The sequence below is a fragment of the Rhizobacter sp. P5_A1 genome, assembly GCF_056400745.1.
The window spans coordinates 47,053-61,238 of sequence record NZ_JBFUKR010000018.1 but is presented as its reverse complement, the minus strand read 5'-3'; the positions used below and the strand labels follow the sequence as shown (position 1 = coordinate 61,238).

Genomic DNA, 14,186 nt, shown 5'->3' with positions numbered 1-14,186 from the left:
GCCGCCCCACTCCACTCTTCGAGACCCACGACATGCAACGACGAACCCTTGCTGCGGCCTTCAGCGCGCTGGCGCTGCTCGGCCTGACCTCTGTGCCTGCTTCCGCCGAAGACAAGCCCACGGTGATCCGCATCAGCTTTCCCGGTGCCGGCACAGGCGGCCGCCCGCTCTCGGGGGGCAGCTTCCCGAGCAACGCTCACCTTTTCAAGGAGATCGACGACGAGTTCAAGGCCGACGGCATCAAGATCGAGTGGAAGTTCTTTCCTGGCGCCGGCCCGGCGCTGAACGAGTCGTATGCCAACGGCCTGACCGACGTGGCCTTCGGCCACGGCGACCTGCCGCTGATCGTGGGCCGCGCGACCGGGCTGAAACACAAGATCGTGCTGTCGGCCAGCCGCTTCGGCAGCAGCTATTTCGTGGTGCCCGCGGGCTCCACCGCGAAGAGCATCGCCGACCTGAAGGGCAAGCGGCTCGCGACGTTCAAGGGCACCGCCGGGCAGCTCACGCTGTACCGCTGGCTCGACAGGTACGGCTTCTCCGACAAGGATTTCCGCGTCATCAGCCTCGACAACGACTCCACCAAGGCGGCGCTGGCGACCAACGACATCGATGGCACCAACATCACGCCGTTCGATCTGCAGGCGCGCGGCATTGCCAGGAGCATCCTCGAGATCCGGGACGATCCGAAGATCACGCGGCCGGGCACCGTCTGGGTCGGCGAGGAGTTCGAGGCCAAGTACCCGCAAATCGTGCAGCGCATCGTCACGCGGCTGGTCAAGGTGGCGTACTGGAGCACGCAGGAAGCCAATCGCGAGAAGGAGCTCCAGGCCTGGGCCACCTCGGGCAGCCAGGCCTATGTCGACTACAAGAAGGATTGGGAGTCGGTTTCCGATCTGCGCACGCGCATCAACCCGCTGCTCGACGACTACTACGTCGCGAGCCTGAAGAACTCGATCGAGGAAACCAAGAAGTACAAGCTGATCCGCAAAGACGTCAGCCTCGACGGCTGGATCGAGCCGAAGTACCTGAACCAGGCGCTGAAGGAACTCAAGCTCGAAGACTACTGGCCGCAGTACGACGCCGAAGGCAAGCTCAAGGTCGATGGGCGCAAGCTCGCCGCCAGGAATTGACGCGCGCAAGGAGCTCGCAGCATGAGTGCTTCCACCGATGACGCGAGCGTCTTCCCGCCGCGCGGCCGTAGCGCGCTGAGTCAACCCCAACTCGGCGCCCTGCTCGACCTCGCCCGAGCCGTGGCGCGGCGCGTCGGCCACTCGGCCTGCGGCTTGATTCTTCCGGCCTTCGTCCTCGCGGTCTGGTGGAGCGCCGCCGCACGCCGCTGGGTGCCCGAGCAACTGCTGCCCGCGCCGGCATCGGTGTGGCAGTCGCTGCGCGAGTTGTGGGCCGCGGGCGATCTTCAATCGCACCTGGGGTTCAGTGCTTCGCGGGTCGCCTGGAGCCTGGCGATCGGCGGCTCCGCCGGGCTGCTGCTGGGCTTCGGCATGGGGCTGTCGCGCACGCTGCGCGCCTACATCTACCCGAGCTTCAATGTCGCGGCTCAATTCCCGGTGCTGGGTTGGGTGCCTCTGCTCATCATCTTCGCCGGCATCGACGAAGGCTTGAAGATTTCGGCCATCTCGATCGCGGTGGTGGTGCCCGTGACGATCAATACCTTGAAGGGCATCGCGAACATCCCGCCCCACTTGCTCGAGGTGTCTCAGGTCTACCGCTTCAGCTTGGCGCAGGTGCTGTGGCGCGTGGTGCTGCCCGCCGCGGCGCCCAGCCTCTTCACCGGCCTGCGGCAGGCGGTGATGCAGGCCTGGCTGGCGCTGGTCTTCGTCGAACTGCTGGCGTCGAGCGAAGGCATCGGCTATCTGATCGTGTGGGGACGCCAGCTGTCGCAGCCCGACCTGGTGGTGGCCGGCATGGTCGTCATCGGCGCCGTGGGCGTGCTGCTGGATCTGGCGCTGCGCTGGCTGGAGTCGCGCGTGCAGCGCTGGCGTCGGACTGCGTTCTGATGGAGCGCGAGCACATGAGCGGGACCCCGACACGCGCACCGATCGGACCCGCGGCCGCGACTCGCCGCATCGACTTGCGCGCCTTTGCGCTGCCGCTCGCGCTGCTGGCCCTGTGGTGGCTGCTCACCGCCGTCGGCTGGGTCGACACCCGATTGATCGTTCCGCCGGGCAGCGTGCTGCGCGTCGCGGCAAGAACGCTGGGCGATCCCGTCTTCTGGCAGGGCGCGCTGTTCAGCGTCGCGCGCGATGCCGGCGGATTTGCGGCCGGCGCACTCGGCGGCGTGGCCCTCGGCAGCGTGCTGGGAGCATCGCGCCTGGCCGAGCGGCTGATCGGCCCGAGCTTCCACACGCTGCGCCAAATCTCGCTGTTTGCCTGGTTGCCGCTGCTCTCGAGCTGGCTCGGCTACGGCGAATTGTCGAAGCTGGTGTTCATTGCGCTGTCCACCCTGTACCCAGTGGCGCTCGGCACCTTCGAGGGCGTGCGGGGCGTGACGCTGGAGCACCTCGATGTCGCCCGGGTCTATCGCTTCTCGCGCTCGCAACTGCTGTTCCGGCTGATCCTTCCGGCCGCCGCGCCGCAGATCGCCACCGGCCTGACCCTGGGGCTGGTCTATGCCTGGGTCGCGACCATCGGCTCCGAGTTTCTGCTCGCGAACTGGGGCAACGGCCTGGGCAACATCATCATCAAAGGCCGCGCCGCGTTCAACGTCGAGCTGATCATCGTCGGCATGCTGGCGATCGGAGCGATCGGCACCTTGCTGAGCCGGATCGCCGCGCGGGTCGAGGTGCGCGCGCTGCACTGGCAGCGGCCACAGGCCTGACAAGGTGTGAACGAACCCGCCACATAACCGAACCGAGGAATTCAACGATGGCCCAGGCCGGCACTCTCAACATCAAGAACCTGAGCAAGCAATACCGTGTTCAGGGCGAACCGCTGCCGGTGCTCGACGCCATCTCGCTGACGATCGAGCCGGGCGAGTTCGTCAGCATCGTAGGCAGCAGCGGCTGCGGCAAGTCGACCTTGCTGCGCCTCATCATCGGTCTCGAAGGCGACTACAAGGGCGAGATCCTGCTCGACGGCCAGCATGTCGTCGGCACCAGCCTCGATCGCGGCATCGTGTTCCAGGAGCACCGCCTGTTTCCATGGCTGACGGTGGAACAGAACATTGCCATCGGCGTTCTCAACGCGCCGGGCAGCGATGCGGCCAAGAAGAGATCGGTTCACGAGCACATCGCGCTGGTCGGCCTGAAGGGCTTCGAGACGGCCTATCCGCACCAGCTGTCGGGTGGGATGTCGCAGCGCGTGGCCATCGCGCGCGCGCTGGTCAACCGACCCGAGGTGCTGCTGCTCGATGAGCCCTTCGGTGCCCTCGATGCGCTGACCCGCGGCCATCTGCAGCAGGAGCTCGAACGCATCTGGCGCACCGAGGGCATCACCGCCATCCTCGTCACCCACGATGTCGAGGAAGCGGTGGTTCTGGGCGACCGCGTGGTCGTGATGCAGCCGCGGCCGGGTCGCATCAAGCGCGTCGTCGACGTGCCCTTGGCGCGTTCGCGCGACCGCGGCGCCGCCGCCTTCATGGCCATCAAGGACGATGTGTTGAGCGAGTTCGGCGGCGTGCCATCACTGGAAGCGATCAACCCGTCGATCATGCTGCAGCGAGACATCTCCGACTGGCATTTTTCGCGCTGAGGGGCGCTTGCCCTTGCGCCTGCTCGGTGCGCTCCCTTGTGCGCCGAGCGCCCGGCCTCAAACGCTTTGCGCATATGGAAGCTCGCTTTCCTTCGTTCGCGCCGCGCAGTCCGGAGGCCGGGCATTCGGCGGATCAAAACGCTGGCACGACCGACCCCGGCAAAGGTGCTGGCGACGAACTGCTTCGCTTCAGGCGAGCGAAACGGCCTTCAGGAGCTTGGGTACCCACGGCTTGTCCTTGTCCTGCATGCGCACCGCGATCAGGTTGGTGTACGACCCTTAGCGTCCTCGATCGCGATCGCGTCGCGCGTCGGTACCAGCTTGGCCTGCACCGCGTAGTTGGCGTTGATCGTAGCTCGGACGTCGACACGCTCGACGCCGGCGCATGCAATCAGCCAGCCCTGCGACAGCCGATGTCTTCGTCATCCGCGACTGCTGATGGCCTTTTCGGTATCTATGGCGGCCACCCCGGGACCCGCCGCAGCCAGCGCCTCCTCGAGCGTCCGCAAGGCGGCCTCGAACTGCTCGTGCGGAATCGTGAGGGGATACAGGAAACGAATCACGTTGGCATTCGTGCCGCAGGTCAGGAGGATCAGTCCCAGCTCGAGCGCAGACCGCTGCACAGCCTGCGCAATCTCGGCGCTGGGCATACCCGTGATCGGGTCGCGAAACTCGATCGCCAGCATGGAACCCACGCCGCGCACTTCGGACACCGCGGAATCGGCAACTGCGTGACGCTGCAGGAAGTCGCGCAGCCGATCGCCCAGTTCGACGGACCGTCGGCACAACTGCTCCTTCTCCATCACATCGAGCACCGCGTGAGCAGCCGCGATCGCGAGCGGATTGCCCGCATACGTTCCGCCAAGTCCTCCGGGAGCCGGCGCATCCATGAGCTCCGAGCGCCCGGACAAGGCTGACAGCGGAAATCCGCCGGCGAGACTCTTTGCCATGGTGACGAGGTCCGCCTCAACACCGTAGTGCTCCATCGCGAACAGTTTGCCGGTGCGGGCGAAAGCGCTCTGGATTTCATCCGCGATGAGGACAATGCGATGGCGGTCGCAGAGCTCGCGCAACCGTGTAAGCAGGGCGGCCGGTGCGACGTTGAAGCCACCTTCCCCCTGCACGGGCTCGATGATGATCGCAGCGACACGCTCGGGGCCCATGTCGCACTTGAACACGCGGTCGATTGCCGCAAACGACTGTTCGACCGAGACGCCCTGCAGCTCCGAGGGAAACGGAACGTGGTGGATCTCTGCGGGAAATGGCCCGAAGCCGGCCTTGTACGGGCTCACCTTGCCGGTCAGGGCCATCCCAAGGAGGGTGCGTCCATGGAAGGCCGACGAGAAGGCGATCACGCCCGGCCGGCCGGTGGCGACACGCGCAATCTTGATCGCGTTCTCGACCGCTTCCGCGCCCGTCGTGAAGAACGCTGTCTTGGCATTGCGCACAGGCACGACGGCATTGAGCCGCTCGGCCAGCAGGAAGTAGGAATCGTAGGGGACCACCTGGTAGCAGGTGTGCGTGAATCGATCCATCTGCTCCTTGACGGCCGCCATCACGGCGGGATGGCGGTGACCGGTGTTGAGAACGCCGATGCCGCCCGAAAAATCCGTGTAGGAGCGCCCCTGCGAGTCCCACACCGTAGCGTTCTCCGCGCGCTGAGCCACGAAATTGCACATCACGCCGATCCCACGCGGGGAGGCAGCGAGCCTGCGTTGTTCCACGTCCGTTTGAGTCGATCGCGTTTCCATCAGATCACCCGCTCCACCCGCAGCTGTCGCAGTTGCTCTTCGCCAATGCCGATTTCGGCCAGGACGCTTGCGTTGTGCTCGCCCAGGCGCGGTGCGCGAGAAGACGGCGGTCGGGCCGATCCTCCCACGCGGATCGGCACGTCGACGAACCTGCGCCCCGAGCCGGGCGGCACCTCCACGACCATCTCGCGATGACGCACCTGCTGGTCATCCAGGGCCTCGGACACCGAATTGATTGCACTGCTGGGCACGTCGTGCTCGTCGAACAACTTCAGCCACTGCTCGCGCGTGCGCGTGGCGAAAGCCTGCTTCAGAATGACCTCCAGCTCTGCGTGATTCGCGTTGCGCCGCGAACCGGTCGGAAACCTCGGATCGCTCAGCAAGGCCTCCAGTTGCATGGCGCGGCACATGCGTTCCCATTGCTCGTTCGTGTCGACGCACACCGCGAGCGGGCGGTCGGCGGTGGCAAAGGCCTGGAAAGGTGCGATCAGAGGATGGCGGCTGCCGAGCGCACGCGGCTTCTCGTCGGTGTTCAGGGCTCTTGCGACGGCGTTCTCGAGCAGCGCCAGCTGGCAATCGAGCATCGCGACATCGACGCCTTCGCCACGCCCGGTGGACTGTCTCTCCAGCAGCGCCGCAAGGATGCCGATGGCCGCGAACAGGCTCGCACCGATGTCGCCGATGGACGTGCCCACCCGGCACGGTTCGCCGCCGGCCTCGCCGGTGACGCTCATCATTCCCGACAGCGCCTGCACCACGACATCGAACGCCGCGCGGTGCTGATAAGGCCCGGTCTGGCCAAACCCCGAGATGGATGCATAGACGAGACGGGGATTCAATTTGGCCAGGTCGTCCTTGCCAAGCCCCAGGCGGTCCATCACGCCGGCACGGTTGTTCTCGACCAGCACGTCCGCGCTTTCGGCGAGTTTCATCAGGATCGCCTTGCCGCGCGGATCCTTCAGGTTGAGCGTGATGCTGCGCTTGTTGCGGTTGACGCTCAGAAAGTAGAGGCTCTCGTCCTCCAGCATCGGTTCGACGATGCGCGTGAAGTCACCGCTTTGCGGTCGCTCGACCTTGATGACGTCGGCGCCCAGCGCGCCGAGCAGCCAGGTGCAGTACGGGCCCGACAGCATGTGCGTCAGGTCGATCACGCGGATGCCGGCCAGCGGCCCGCTGCGGTCTTGCTTCGAAGTTTCGGTCATTCCTTGTTTCCTGGACGGTCGCTTCAGCGGCCTGTGAAGACGGGAGTGCGCTTGGCCATGAAAGCCGCGATGCCCTCCTGGTAGTCGCTCGAGAGGTAGCAGGAGAGCAGCAGGTCGTTCTCGGCCTCCTGCGGGAGCGCGGCATCGCGCAGCCGACGCAACGATTCCTTGGTTGCCCACAGCGTGAGTGGTGCCAAGGCGGCAAGCGCCTCGCCCAGGGCCTGCGCCCGCTCCAGCAGCGCAGCTTGCGTGGGCAGGCACTCCTTCGCCAGCCCGATGTCCTTGGCATGGACACCGTCGAACAGGCCAGGGTCGAACACGAGGTCCTTGGTCCGGGCAATCCCGATCAGGGCGGCCAGGCGTGCGTAGTTCTTCAGCGAGAGACTGTTGCCGACCGTGCGCGCGATGGGAAAGCCGAACTTGAGCGATGCCGCCGCGAGCCGTACGTCGCACGCGCTGGCGATGAGCGCGCCCTGCCCCACGCACGCGCCGGCCATGGCCGCAATCACCGGCGCACGAACCTGTTCGAGCGCCGTGAGCATGTCTTCCGAGGTTTGCTCCATGTGCATGGAGTTCTCGATCGTGACGGCGGCCTGCAGGTCGCCCATGTCGGCGCCGGCCATGAAGGCTGGCTTCGCGCCGCCGGCGCCCGTAAGGACCACAGCGCGAACGGTGGCGTCAGAGTTCAGCCCACGGAAAATGGCGGTGAGGCTTGCCTCCATCGAATGCGTGATGGCGTTGCGCGCTTTCGGCCGGTTGAAGATGATCCACTCGACCACGCCCAGTCGCCTGCGCACGATCTCTTCGTCGGAGGGCAGGTCATCGATGATCATGCCGTGGCTCCCGGGGCCAACACCTGGCATTGCGCGGCCGGCAGGTGCAGCGTGACTTCTTCGCCCACCGAGACGTCGATGCCTGGATCGAGGTTGACCCGGATCGTCTGCTCGGGGCCGACGTCGACCAGCACATCGCTGAATTCCCCCAGGTACGACGCGCGGACGACGCGGCCCCGGAGCATGTTGGCGGCACCCGCCCCACCGGACTTGAGCATGACGCGCGACGGCCGGATGCACAGCGATGCGGGCGCGCCCTCTTCCAGCGCGTGCGGCAAGTTGCCGTGGAGTTCCTGGCCGTCGACGCGCACCCGACCTTGGCCGAGGTGAATGCCGCGCAATTCGTTGTTGCTTCCGATGAATTTCGCGACGAAGGCATTCGTCGGTCGCGCGAAGAGTTCCTGCGGCGTGCCGATCTGCTCGATGCGGCCACGGTTCATCACTGCGACCTGGTCGGCGGTCGAGAGCGCATCGGCCTGGTCGTGCGTGACGAGGACGGTGGTGATTCCCAGCATGTCGTGGACCCGCCGGATCTCGAAGCGCATCTCTTCGCGCAGGTGCGCATCGAGGTTCGAGAGCGGCTCATCGAGCAGCAAGATGCGAGGCCGCACGGCGAGGGCACGCGCGAGCGCGACGCGTTGTTGCTGACCCCCCGAGAGCTCGGCGGGATAGCGCTCGCGCAGGGCCGAAAGCTGCACGTTCTGAAGCGCCTGGTCCAGTCGCTTCTGGAACTCGGCACTCCCGAGCCTTTGCAGCTTGAGCCCGAACGCGACGTTCTCGGCCACCGTCATGTGCGGCCACACCGCATAGTTCTGGAACACGAGCGAGACGCCGCGCTTGTCCGGGCTGACGACGCCTTTCGGGCTCGACAGCAGTTGGTCGTCCGCCCAGATCTCGCCGGTGGTGGGGACCTCGAAGCCCGCGAGGAGCTGCAGGGTGGTCGACTTCCCGCAACCGGAGGGGCCGAGGAGTGCCAGCAGGGCACCGTCCGCGATGTTGAGGTCGATGCCGGCGAGCGCCCGCTGCCTCTCGTACGCCTTGCTCAGTTGCTGGATTCGTATGTGGCTCATGTGGAAGCCTCGGGTTCGGGGATGGAACGGCGCGCCCTGGACGCGGCAAGGTGCGCGATCGCGATCGACAGGAGCGTGCTCAGGATGAGCAGCACACTCATGGCACAGAGGGACTCGTAGTCGCCGCCGTCCTTGGCGCTGTAGATCAGGGTCGTCAGGACGTTGGTCTTCGACGTGATGAGGAACACCGCGACCGAGAGCTCTCGGATGATCGGGATGAAGACCAGCAGCCACGCGGCCACGAGCCCATTGCGCAGCAGCGGCGCGGTGATCTCGCGGAAGGTGTGCACTTCGCTCGCGCCCAGGCTGCGCGCGACGCGTTCCAGGTCGGGTGAGATTCCCTTGAGCAGCGCGCTGCACTGCGCGAAGGCGATGGGCAGGAAAGCCGCGCAGAAGGCCGCGATGAGGATCCAGGAGGTGCCGTAGAGCTTGAACGGCGCCTGCGTGAACGCCGCGAAGAACCCGACCGACAGGACGATCCCCGGTATCACCATCGGCATGGATGCAAGTCCCGCGAACAGCGAGATGCACTTCACCGAGCGGCGCTCCACCAGATAGGCGACGACGACGCCGAGCGCGACGCACAGCGTGGCGCCTGCGATGGCGTAGGTGAAGGAGTTCACCACGGCCGTGCGCGTCTCCACGTTGCCGACGAGCACCTTCGCGTACCAGTCGAAGGTCAGGTTGTCGATGCCGGGCCCGCGGCCCCAGGCCTTGCTGAGCGACACCACGAGCAGCGCCGTGTACGGCATCACGATGGCCGCGACCGGGACCAGCATGGCCACGCCGAACGCGGTCCAGCGCCAGCGACCGAGCGACACGATGCGCCCGGACCGGCCCTTGCCGGAGATGACCGTGAATCGCCTGCGGCCCAGCACGCGGCTGCGCAACGTGAAAAGCAATGCCGTCATCAGCAACAGCGGCATGCAGTAGGCAGCGGCCAGGTTCAGCTGGGGCGGGAACTGCTGGAAGAGCTCGGCGAGGCGCGTGGTCACCACCTGGGTGCCGCTCGGTGCCAGCAGGAAGGACGGCACGCCGAAGAGCGTGATGCCCTGGATGAAGGAAAGGATGAAGCCGGCCAGCACGGCGGGCAGCACGAGCGGGATCGTGATATGGGCCATCGTGTGCCAGGTGCCGCTGCCGAGCGTGGTCGCGGCGTCTTCGAGTTCGACGGCCATCGACTCCAGCGCGCTGCTGACGATGGTGAAGGTGAAGGGGACCGTGTAGATCGCGCTCACGAACACCGTGCCCGCCATCGAGTAGATGTTCAGCAGCGGATCTTCGGTTCCCGCGACCCACCGCCACGCGTGGTTCAGCCATCCCGAGTTCGGCGCGGCGAGCAGTATCCAGGCCGTCGCCCCAACGAAGGAGGGGGTGACGAACGCGGCGAGCGTGAGGGTGCGCACCAGCCGCCGGCCCGGCATGTCGGTGCGGCCCGCGAGCCACGCGGCGGGTACTCCCAGCAGCACCGAGACGACGCCGACCGCGCCGGCCAGCAGCACCGAGTTCAGCATCGGCCTGTAGAGGTCCTTCTCGGCGAAGAGGGTCAGGTAGTTGGCCGCAGACCAGCCCTTGCTCGTGTCGTCGTGCAGGCTGTTGAATGCGACCCATCCGAACGGGTACAGCACCAGCAGCAGCAGGCTCGCCAGCACGACGGAGACGGCCAGCACCTTCGACAGGTGCAGCTGCCGCAGCCGGCCCCCCAGGGAGAAGGCACCTGCGCTGCGCATCACTTCCGGCGGTGTGCCGGCAGCGCTGCTCATCGCATGATCTCTTTCCACTTGGCGATGCCTTCGGCCACTTCGGCGGACAGGTTGGCCGGTGAATTGCGATACCACTTGAGCTTCTCGAGCGAGCGGCCCTCGGCCCACGGCACGTCGGCACGAAGTGTCGGCCAGAAGTTCTTCGACAGGATCTGCGACACCTCGCGCGAGTACAGGAAGTTGTGGAACAGCTTCGCCGCGTTCGGGTGAGGTGCGCTCTTCGGGATGCCCATCACGCCGAGGTTCAGGATCAGGTCATCGGCGGGGACCACCACATCGATGGGATTGCCCGCCGCCTTCTGCGCCAGCGTGTAGCTGAACGGCGCGGCCGCGCCGACCACGCGTTCGCCCGAAAGGATGTCTGTCACCGTGTCGACGTTCGACTGGCCGATCTTCGGGCGCTGGCGAGCCAGACGGCGCAGGAAGTCGTCACCGTACTTGGCGCGCATCGCGACCACCCAGCTCGCCACGTCGCCCGACGCGGTGGGGCTGCCGATGGTGATCTTGCCTTGCCACTCTTCGTCGAGCAGTGCCTTCCAGCCCACGGGAGGCGTCTTCACCTTGGCCGGCTGGTAGTTGATGCTGGTCAGGCTCACCGCGCCGACGTGGTACGTGCCGTCCGCATCGAGCCTCTGCAGGCTGGCGGACAGCGCCGCCGAGTCCTGCGGCACATGCGCGAGCAGCGCATTGGCGTTCTTGAGCTCGATGAAATGGAGGATGTTGGTGGTGCCCAGCGAGTCGCACTCGGCCACGTTGTTCTGCAATTCGAGGCGCAGCTTGTTGTACACGGTCTGCGAGGCCTGACGCAGCAGGCTGACTTCGATGCCGGGATACCTCGCCTTGAAGGCGTCGCGAAATTCCTCCGCCGTCTTCTGTTCGTACGTCCCCCAGTACAAGGAGAGCTTGCCCTCCTTCTTTGCCGCCTGGTAGAGCGGGTCATCCTGCGCAGCCGCCTGCTGCAGAGGCGTGAGCCCGATCGCCGCGGCTGCGGCGGCACCGGACTGCACGAAGCGGCGCCGGGTCATGTGCTGTGTCATGGCTGGATCTCCAGGGTGTGAAGCGGCGCGCTCAGTAATCGCCGGTGGTGGCGCCGCCATCGACAACGATGGTCTGGCCGGTGATGAAACTCGCATCGTCCGAAGCCAGGAAGGCCACGGTCGAGGCGATTTCGGATGGTTGCCCGATGCGGCCCAGCGGCGTCTTCGCCAGCCAGTGCGCCTTCACGGAATCGGGCACGCCCGCCGTGATGGTGGTGTCGATCACGCCCGGCGCGACGGCATTCACGAGGATGCCCCGCTTTGCCCCTTCGAGCGCTGCCGTGTGGGTCAGACCGACGAGCCCGGCCTTGGCGGCCGAGTAGTTCGCCTGGCCGAAGGTGCCGAAGATCGCAGTGGATGCGATGTTCACGATGCGTCCCCAGCCGCTGCGCTGCACGGAAGCGAAGGCGGCCTGGCATCCGAGCCAGGCACCGCGCAGGTTCACGTTCATCACGGCGTCCCACTCGGTATCGGTCATCTTGGCGATCGAACGATCGCGCACGATGCCTGCGACATTGACGAGAATCTGCCAGCCCCGAAAGCGCTCGGCCAAGCCCGCGTTCGCCGCGTCCCAACTTTCGCGGCTGGCGACGTCGAGGGCCACGGCGCATGCGTCCTGGCCGGCTGCGCGGAGCTGCTCTGCAAGGGCCAGGGGATTTGCGGCAGGCAGATCGGCCACGATCACTGCCGCGCCTTCGTCGGCGAGGCGGCCACAGATCGCGGAGCCGATCCCGCCCGTGCCGCCGGTCACGAACGCCACGCGGCCTTCGAGGCGGCGCGTCATACCGGGCTCGAGGTGGCAACGGAGAACACGTCCTCACCCTCCTGCACGACGCTGCCGTCCTGGTTGCGCAGCGACATGGCCACACGCACGATGCCCCGGTCCTGCTTCGTCGTACTGTGGCGCACTTCCGTGACGTTGGCGACGTAGTGCAGGGTGTCACCGGCGAACACCGGCCCCTTGAACCTGCGACTCGTCTCCATGAACGCGAGGATCTCCCAGTCGTCGATGCGCGAGCGCATGCCCGTACTCATCGAGTACGAGAGCATTCCGTGCGCGATTCGCCGTCCGAACGGACCCTCGCGCGCACCCTGTTCGTCCATGTGCAGAGGATTGAAGTCGCCGGTCAGGCCTGCGAACCACACGATGTGCGCTTCGGTGAGCGTCACGCGGCTGGAGTTGAAGGTGTCCCCCGGCGCGATCGCCTCAAGTGTGATTCGTTGGGTCATGGATTTGCCGGCATGAAGAAGGGAAGTACAAGATCCGCACCCACGTCCTCGAAGCCGACTTCGACCGGCATTCCGATGCGAACGGCGGCTTCGTCGATGCCCTTCAGGGTGGACGTGAAGAGGACGCCTTCCTCGAGCTCGATCACGGCGCAGAGGTACGGGACGGGTGTCGTGCCGTTGCCGCGATGAATCACCGAGTAGGTGAACAGGCGCCCGCGTCCGCTCGCCTGCACCCACTCGGGCCTCGCACCAGGCGAATGCACGGAATGCCCGCGCGGGTACCACTGGTAGCGCTGCGTGACCGGGCATCGCTGGATCATGAGCTTGTGCTCGCGCGTGCCCTGCCAATAGGTGCTGCTCAGTGCGTCCGCAACGGGGAGATGGGGGGCGGTCATGTTCAGAGCGTGAGCAGCGCCGTCGCGGCCGAACAAAAGGTGCCGCCCAGCCCGTGCACCATCGCCACCGCGGCGTCCTGCACCTGCACCCCCGGGCCTTCGCCGCGCAACTGCCGCGTCGCTTCGATGATGGTGAAGATGCCACGTTTGCCGGGATGGTTCGAAGCCAGGCCGCCGCCATCGGTGTTCGTGGGCAACGAGCCGTCGATGCCCAGGTGGCCGTCCGCGACGAAGGCGCCGCTCTCCCCTCGGCCGCAGAAGCCCAGGTCTTCCAGTGCGAGCATCGGGGTGATGGTGAACGCGTCGTAGATCTGCGCGACGTCCACATCGGCAGGCACGAGCCCGGCCATCTCGAAGGCACGAGGGCCGGAGAGCGTCGCAGGCGTATGGATGTCCCGATCCATCTGGCTGAGCTGCGTGCGATGGATCGCCGCGCCGAAGCCCGCCACGTGCACCGGTTTCTGCTTCAGCTCGCGCGCGCGCTCGCGGCTCGTGACGACGATGGCGCCACCGCCGTCCGTGACCACGCAGCAGTCAAGGCGGTGCAATGGCGACGCCACCATCGGCGAAGCGAGGACATCCTCGACGGTGATGGGCTTGCGCATCCGCGCTTGCGGATTGGCGATCGCATGCGCCCGGAACGTCACGGCCACCTGCGCGAGCTGCTCCGGCGTGGTGCCGTACAAATGCATGTGGCGCTGCGCAAACATGCCGTATGCCGAGATCAGTGTAGGACCGTAGGGCAGCTCGTATTGGCCCGGACCTGCCGGATACACGAACGGATCGAAGGACGGTGTGTTGAGCGGCCACCACCGCGGACAGGCCGCGTAGCTGATGACGACGACGTCGGCAACGCCTGCCGCGATGGCCGTGGCGGCCTTGCCCAGATGCGCGATGTACGAGCAGCCGCCGACATCGGTGCCGTCGAACCAGGTGGGTCTGATGCCGGCATATTCGGCAAACTCGATGACGCTTTCGATGGCGCCACCTTCGGCCCAGTCGCCCGAAGCGCTGCACAAGCCGTCGACGTCCGACAGCGCGAGGCCTGCGTCGTCGAGCGCCGCCAGGACGCAATCCATCTGCAGTGCGAACGGGTGCACTCGGGCGGCATCCCGCAAAGGCGATTCGTGGATGCCGACGATGGCTGCGGCGCCGGAGAGCTTCAAGGCAATTCCCTGTATCAAGCTGCGTTGAGTG

14 protein-coding genes are annotated in these 14,186 nt (G+C 66.3%); 4 read left to right on the top strand and 10 right to left on the bottom strand.

Annotated features, from left to right (window positions below; genetic code table 11):
- Positions 1-32: 32 nt before the first annotated feature.
- The 4 genes from AC1DTW_RS18990 to AC1DTW_RS18975 are packed head-to-tail and all read left to right on the top strand — an operon-like array spanning position 33 to position 3,708.
- Complete coding sequence (locus AC1DTW_RS18990; protein WP_477982892.1) at positions 33-1,130, top strand: ABC transporter substrate-binding protein; 1,098 nt, start codon at positions 33-35, stop codon at positions 1,128-1,130.
- 21 nt (positions 1,131-1,151) lie between these two features.
- Complete coding sequence (locus AC1DTW_RS18985) at positions 1,152-2,015, top strand: ABC transporter permease (RefSeq protein WP_477982891.1); 864 nt, start codon at positions 1,152-1,154, stop codon at positions 2,013-2,015.
- Positions 2,016-2,029: 14 nt separating this feature from the next.
- Entirely contained in the window at positions 2,030-2,836 is an 807-nt protein-coding gene (locus AC1DTW_RS18980; RefSeq protein WP_477982890.1) for an ABC transporter permease, read from the top strand.
- A 47-nt stretch (positions 2,837-2,883) separates the two neighbouring features.
- Complete coding sequence (locus AC1DTW_RS18975; protein WP_477982889.1) at positions 2,884-3,708, top strand: ABC transporter ATP-binding protein; 825 nt, start codon at positions 2,884-2,886, stop codon at positions 3,706-3,708.
- Between the two features lie 422 nt (positions 3,709-4,130).
- On the opposite strand, the gene gabT is transcribed toward AC1DTW_RS18975, so the two are convergent.
- Genes gabT through AC1DTW_RS18925 form a run of 10 tightly spaced genes read right to left on the bottom strand, consistent with a single transcriptional unit; the run spans position 4,131 to position 14,155 of the window.
- Positions 4,131-5,459: a 4-aminobutyrate--2-oxoglutarate transaminase gene (gabT, locus tag AC1DTW_RS18970; RefSeq protein WP_477982888.1), complete on the bottom strand. Its 1,329-nt coding sequence runs from the start codon at positions 5,457-5,459 to the stop codon at positions 4,131-4,133.
- Positions 5,459-6,661 (bottom strand): CaiB/BaiF CoA transferase family protein, encoded by a 1,203-nt coding sequence (locus tag AC1DTW_RS18965; protein ID WP_477982959.1) that lies wholly within the window; start codon positions 6,659-6,661, stop codon positions 5,459-5,461. The genes gabT and AC1DTW_RS18965 overlap by 1 nt, the downstream gene beginning before the upstream one ends.
- Before the next feature lie 23 nt (positions 6,662-6,684).
- Entirely contained in the window at positions 6,685-7,494 is an 810-nt protein-coding gene (locus AC1DTW_RS18960) for an enoyl-CoA hydratase (RefSeq protein ID WP_477982887.1), read from the bottom strand.
- Positions 7,491-8,564 carry an ABC transporter ATP-binding protein gene (locus AC1DTW_RS18955; RefSeq protein WP_477982886.1) on the bottom strand — a complete coding sequence of 358 codons (1,074 nt, stop codon included), beginning with the start codon at positions 8,562-8,564 and terminating at the stop codon, positions 7,491-7,493. Before AC1DTW_RS18955 ends, AC1DTW_RS18960 begins: the two co-directional genes overlap by 4 nt.
- Entirely contained in the window at positions 8,561-10,435 is a 1,875-nt protein-coding gene (locus AC1DTW_RS18950) for an ABC transporter permease (protein WP_477982885.1), read from the bottom strand. Before AC1DTW_RS18950 ends, AC1DTW_RS18955 begins: the two co-directional genes overlap by 4 nt.
- Positions 10,324-11,364, bottom strand: coding sequence for an ABC transporter substrate-binding protein (locus tag AC1DTW_RS18945; RefSeq protein ID WP_477982884.1), 1,041 nt, complete (start codon positions 11,362-11,364; stop codon positions 10,324-10,326). Before AC1DTW_RS18945 ends, AC1DTW_RS18950 begins: the two co-directional genes overlap by 112 nt.
- A 31-nt stretch (positions 11,365-11,395) precedes the next feature.
- Positions 11,396-12,148 (bottom strand): SDR family oxidoreductase, encoded by a 753-nt coding sequence (locus tag AC1DTW_RS18940; protein ID WP_477982883.1) that lies wholly within the window; start codon positions 12,146-12,148, stop codon positions 11,396-11,398.
- Positions 12,145-12,594 carry a MaoC family dehydratase gene (locus AC1DTW_RS18935; protein WP_477982881.1) on the bottom strand — a complete coding sequence of 150 codons (450 nt, stop codon included), beginning with the start codon at positions 12,592-12,594 and terminating at the stop codon, positions 12,145-12,147. The genes AC1DTW_RS18940 and AC1DTW_RS18935 overlap by 4 nt, the downstream gene beginning before the upstream one ends.
- Positions 12,591-12,989 (bottom strand): Zn-ribbon domain-containing OB-fold protein, encoded by a 399-nt coding sequence (locus AC1DTW_RS18930; RefSeq protein ID WP_477982880.1) that lies wholly within the window; start codon positions 12,987-12,989, stop codon positions 12,591-12,593. Before AC1DTW_RS18930 ends, AC1DTW_RS18935 begins: the two co-directional genes overlap by 4 nt.
- A gap of 2 nt (positions 12,990-12,991) precedes the next feature.
- Positions 12,992-14,155, bottom strand: coding sequence for a thiolase C-terminal domain-containing protein (locus AC1DTW_RS18925; RefSeq protein ID WP_477982878.1), 1,164 nt, complete (start codon positions 14,153-14,155; stop codon positions 12,992-12,994).
- Positions 14,156-14,186 lie beyond the last annotated feature (31 nt).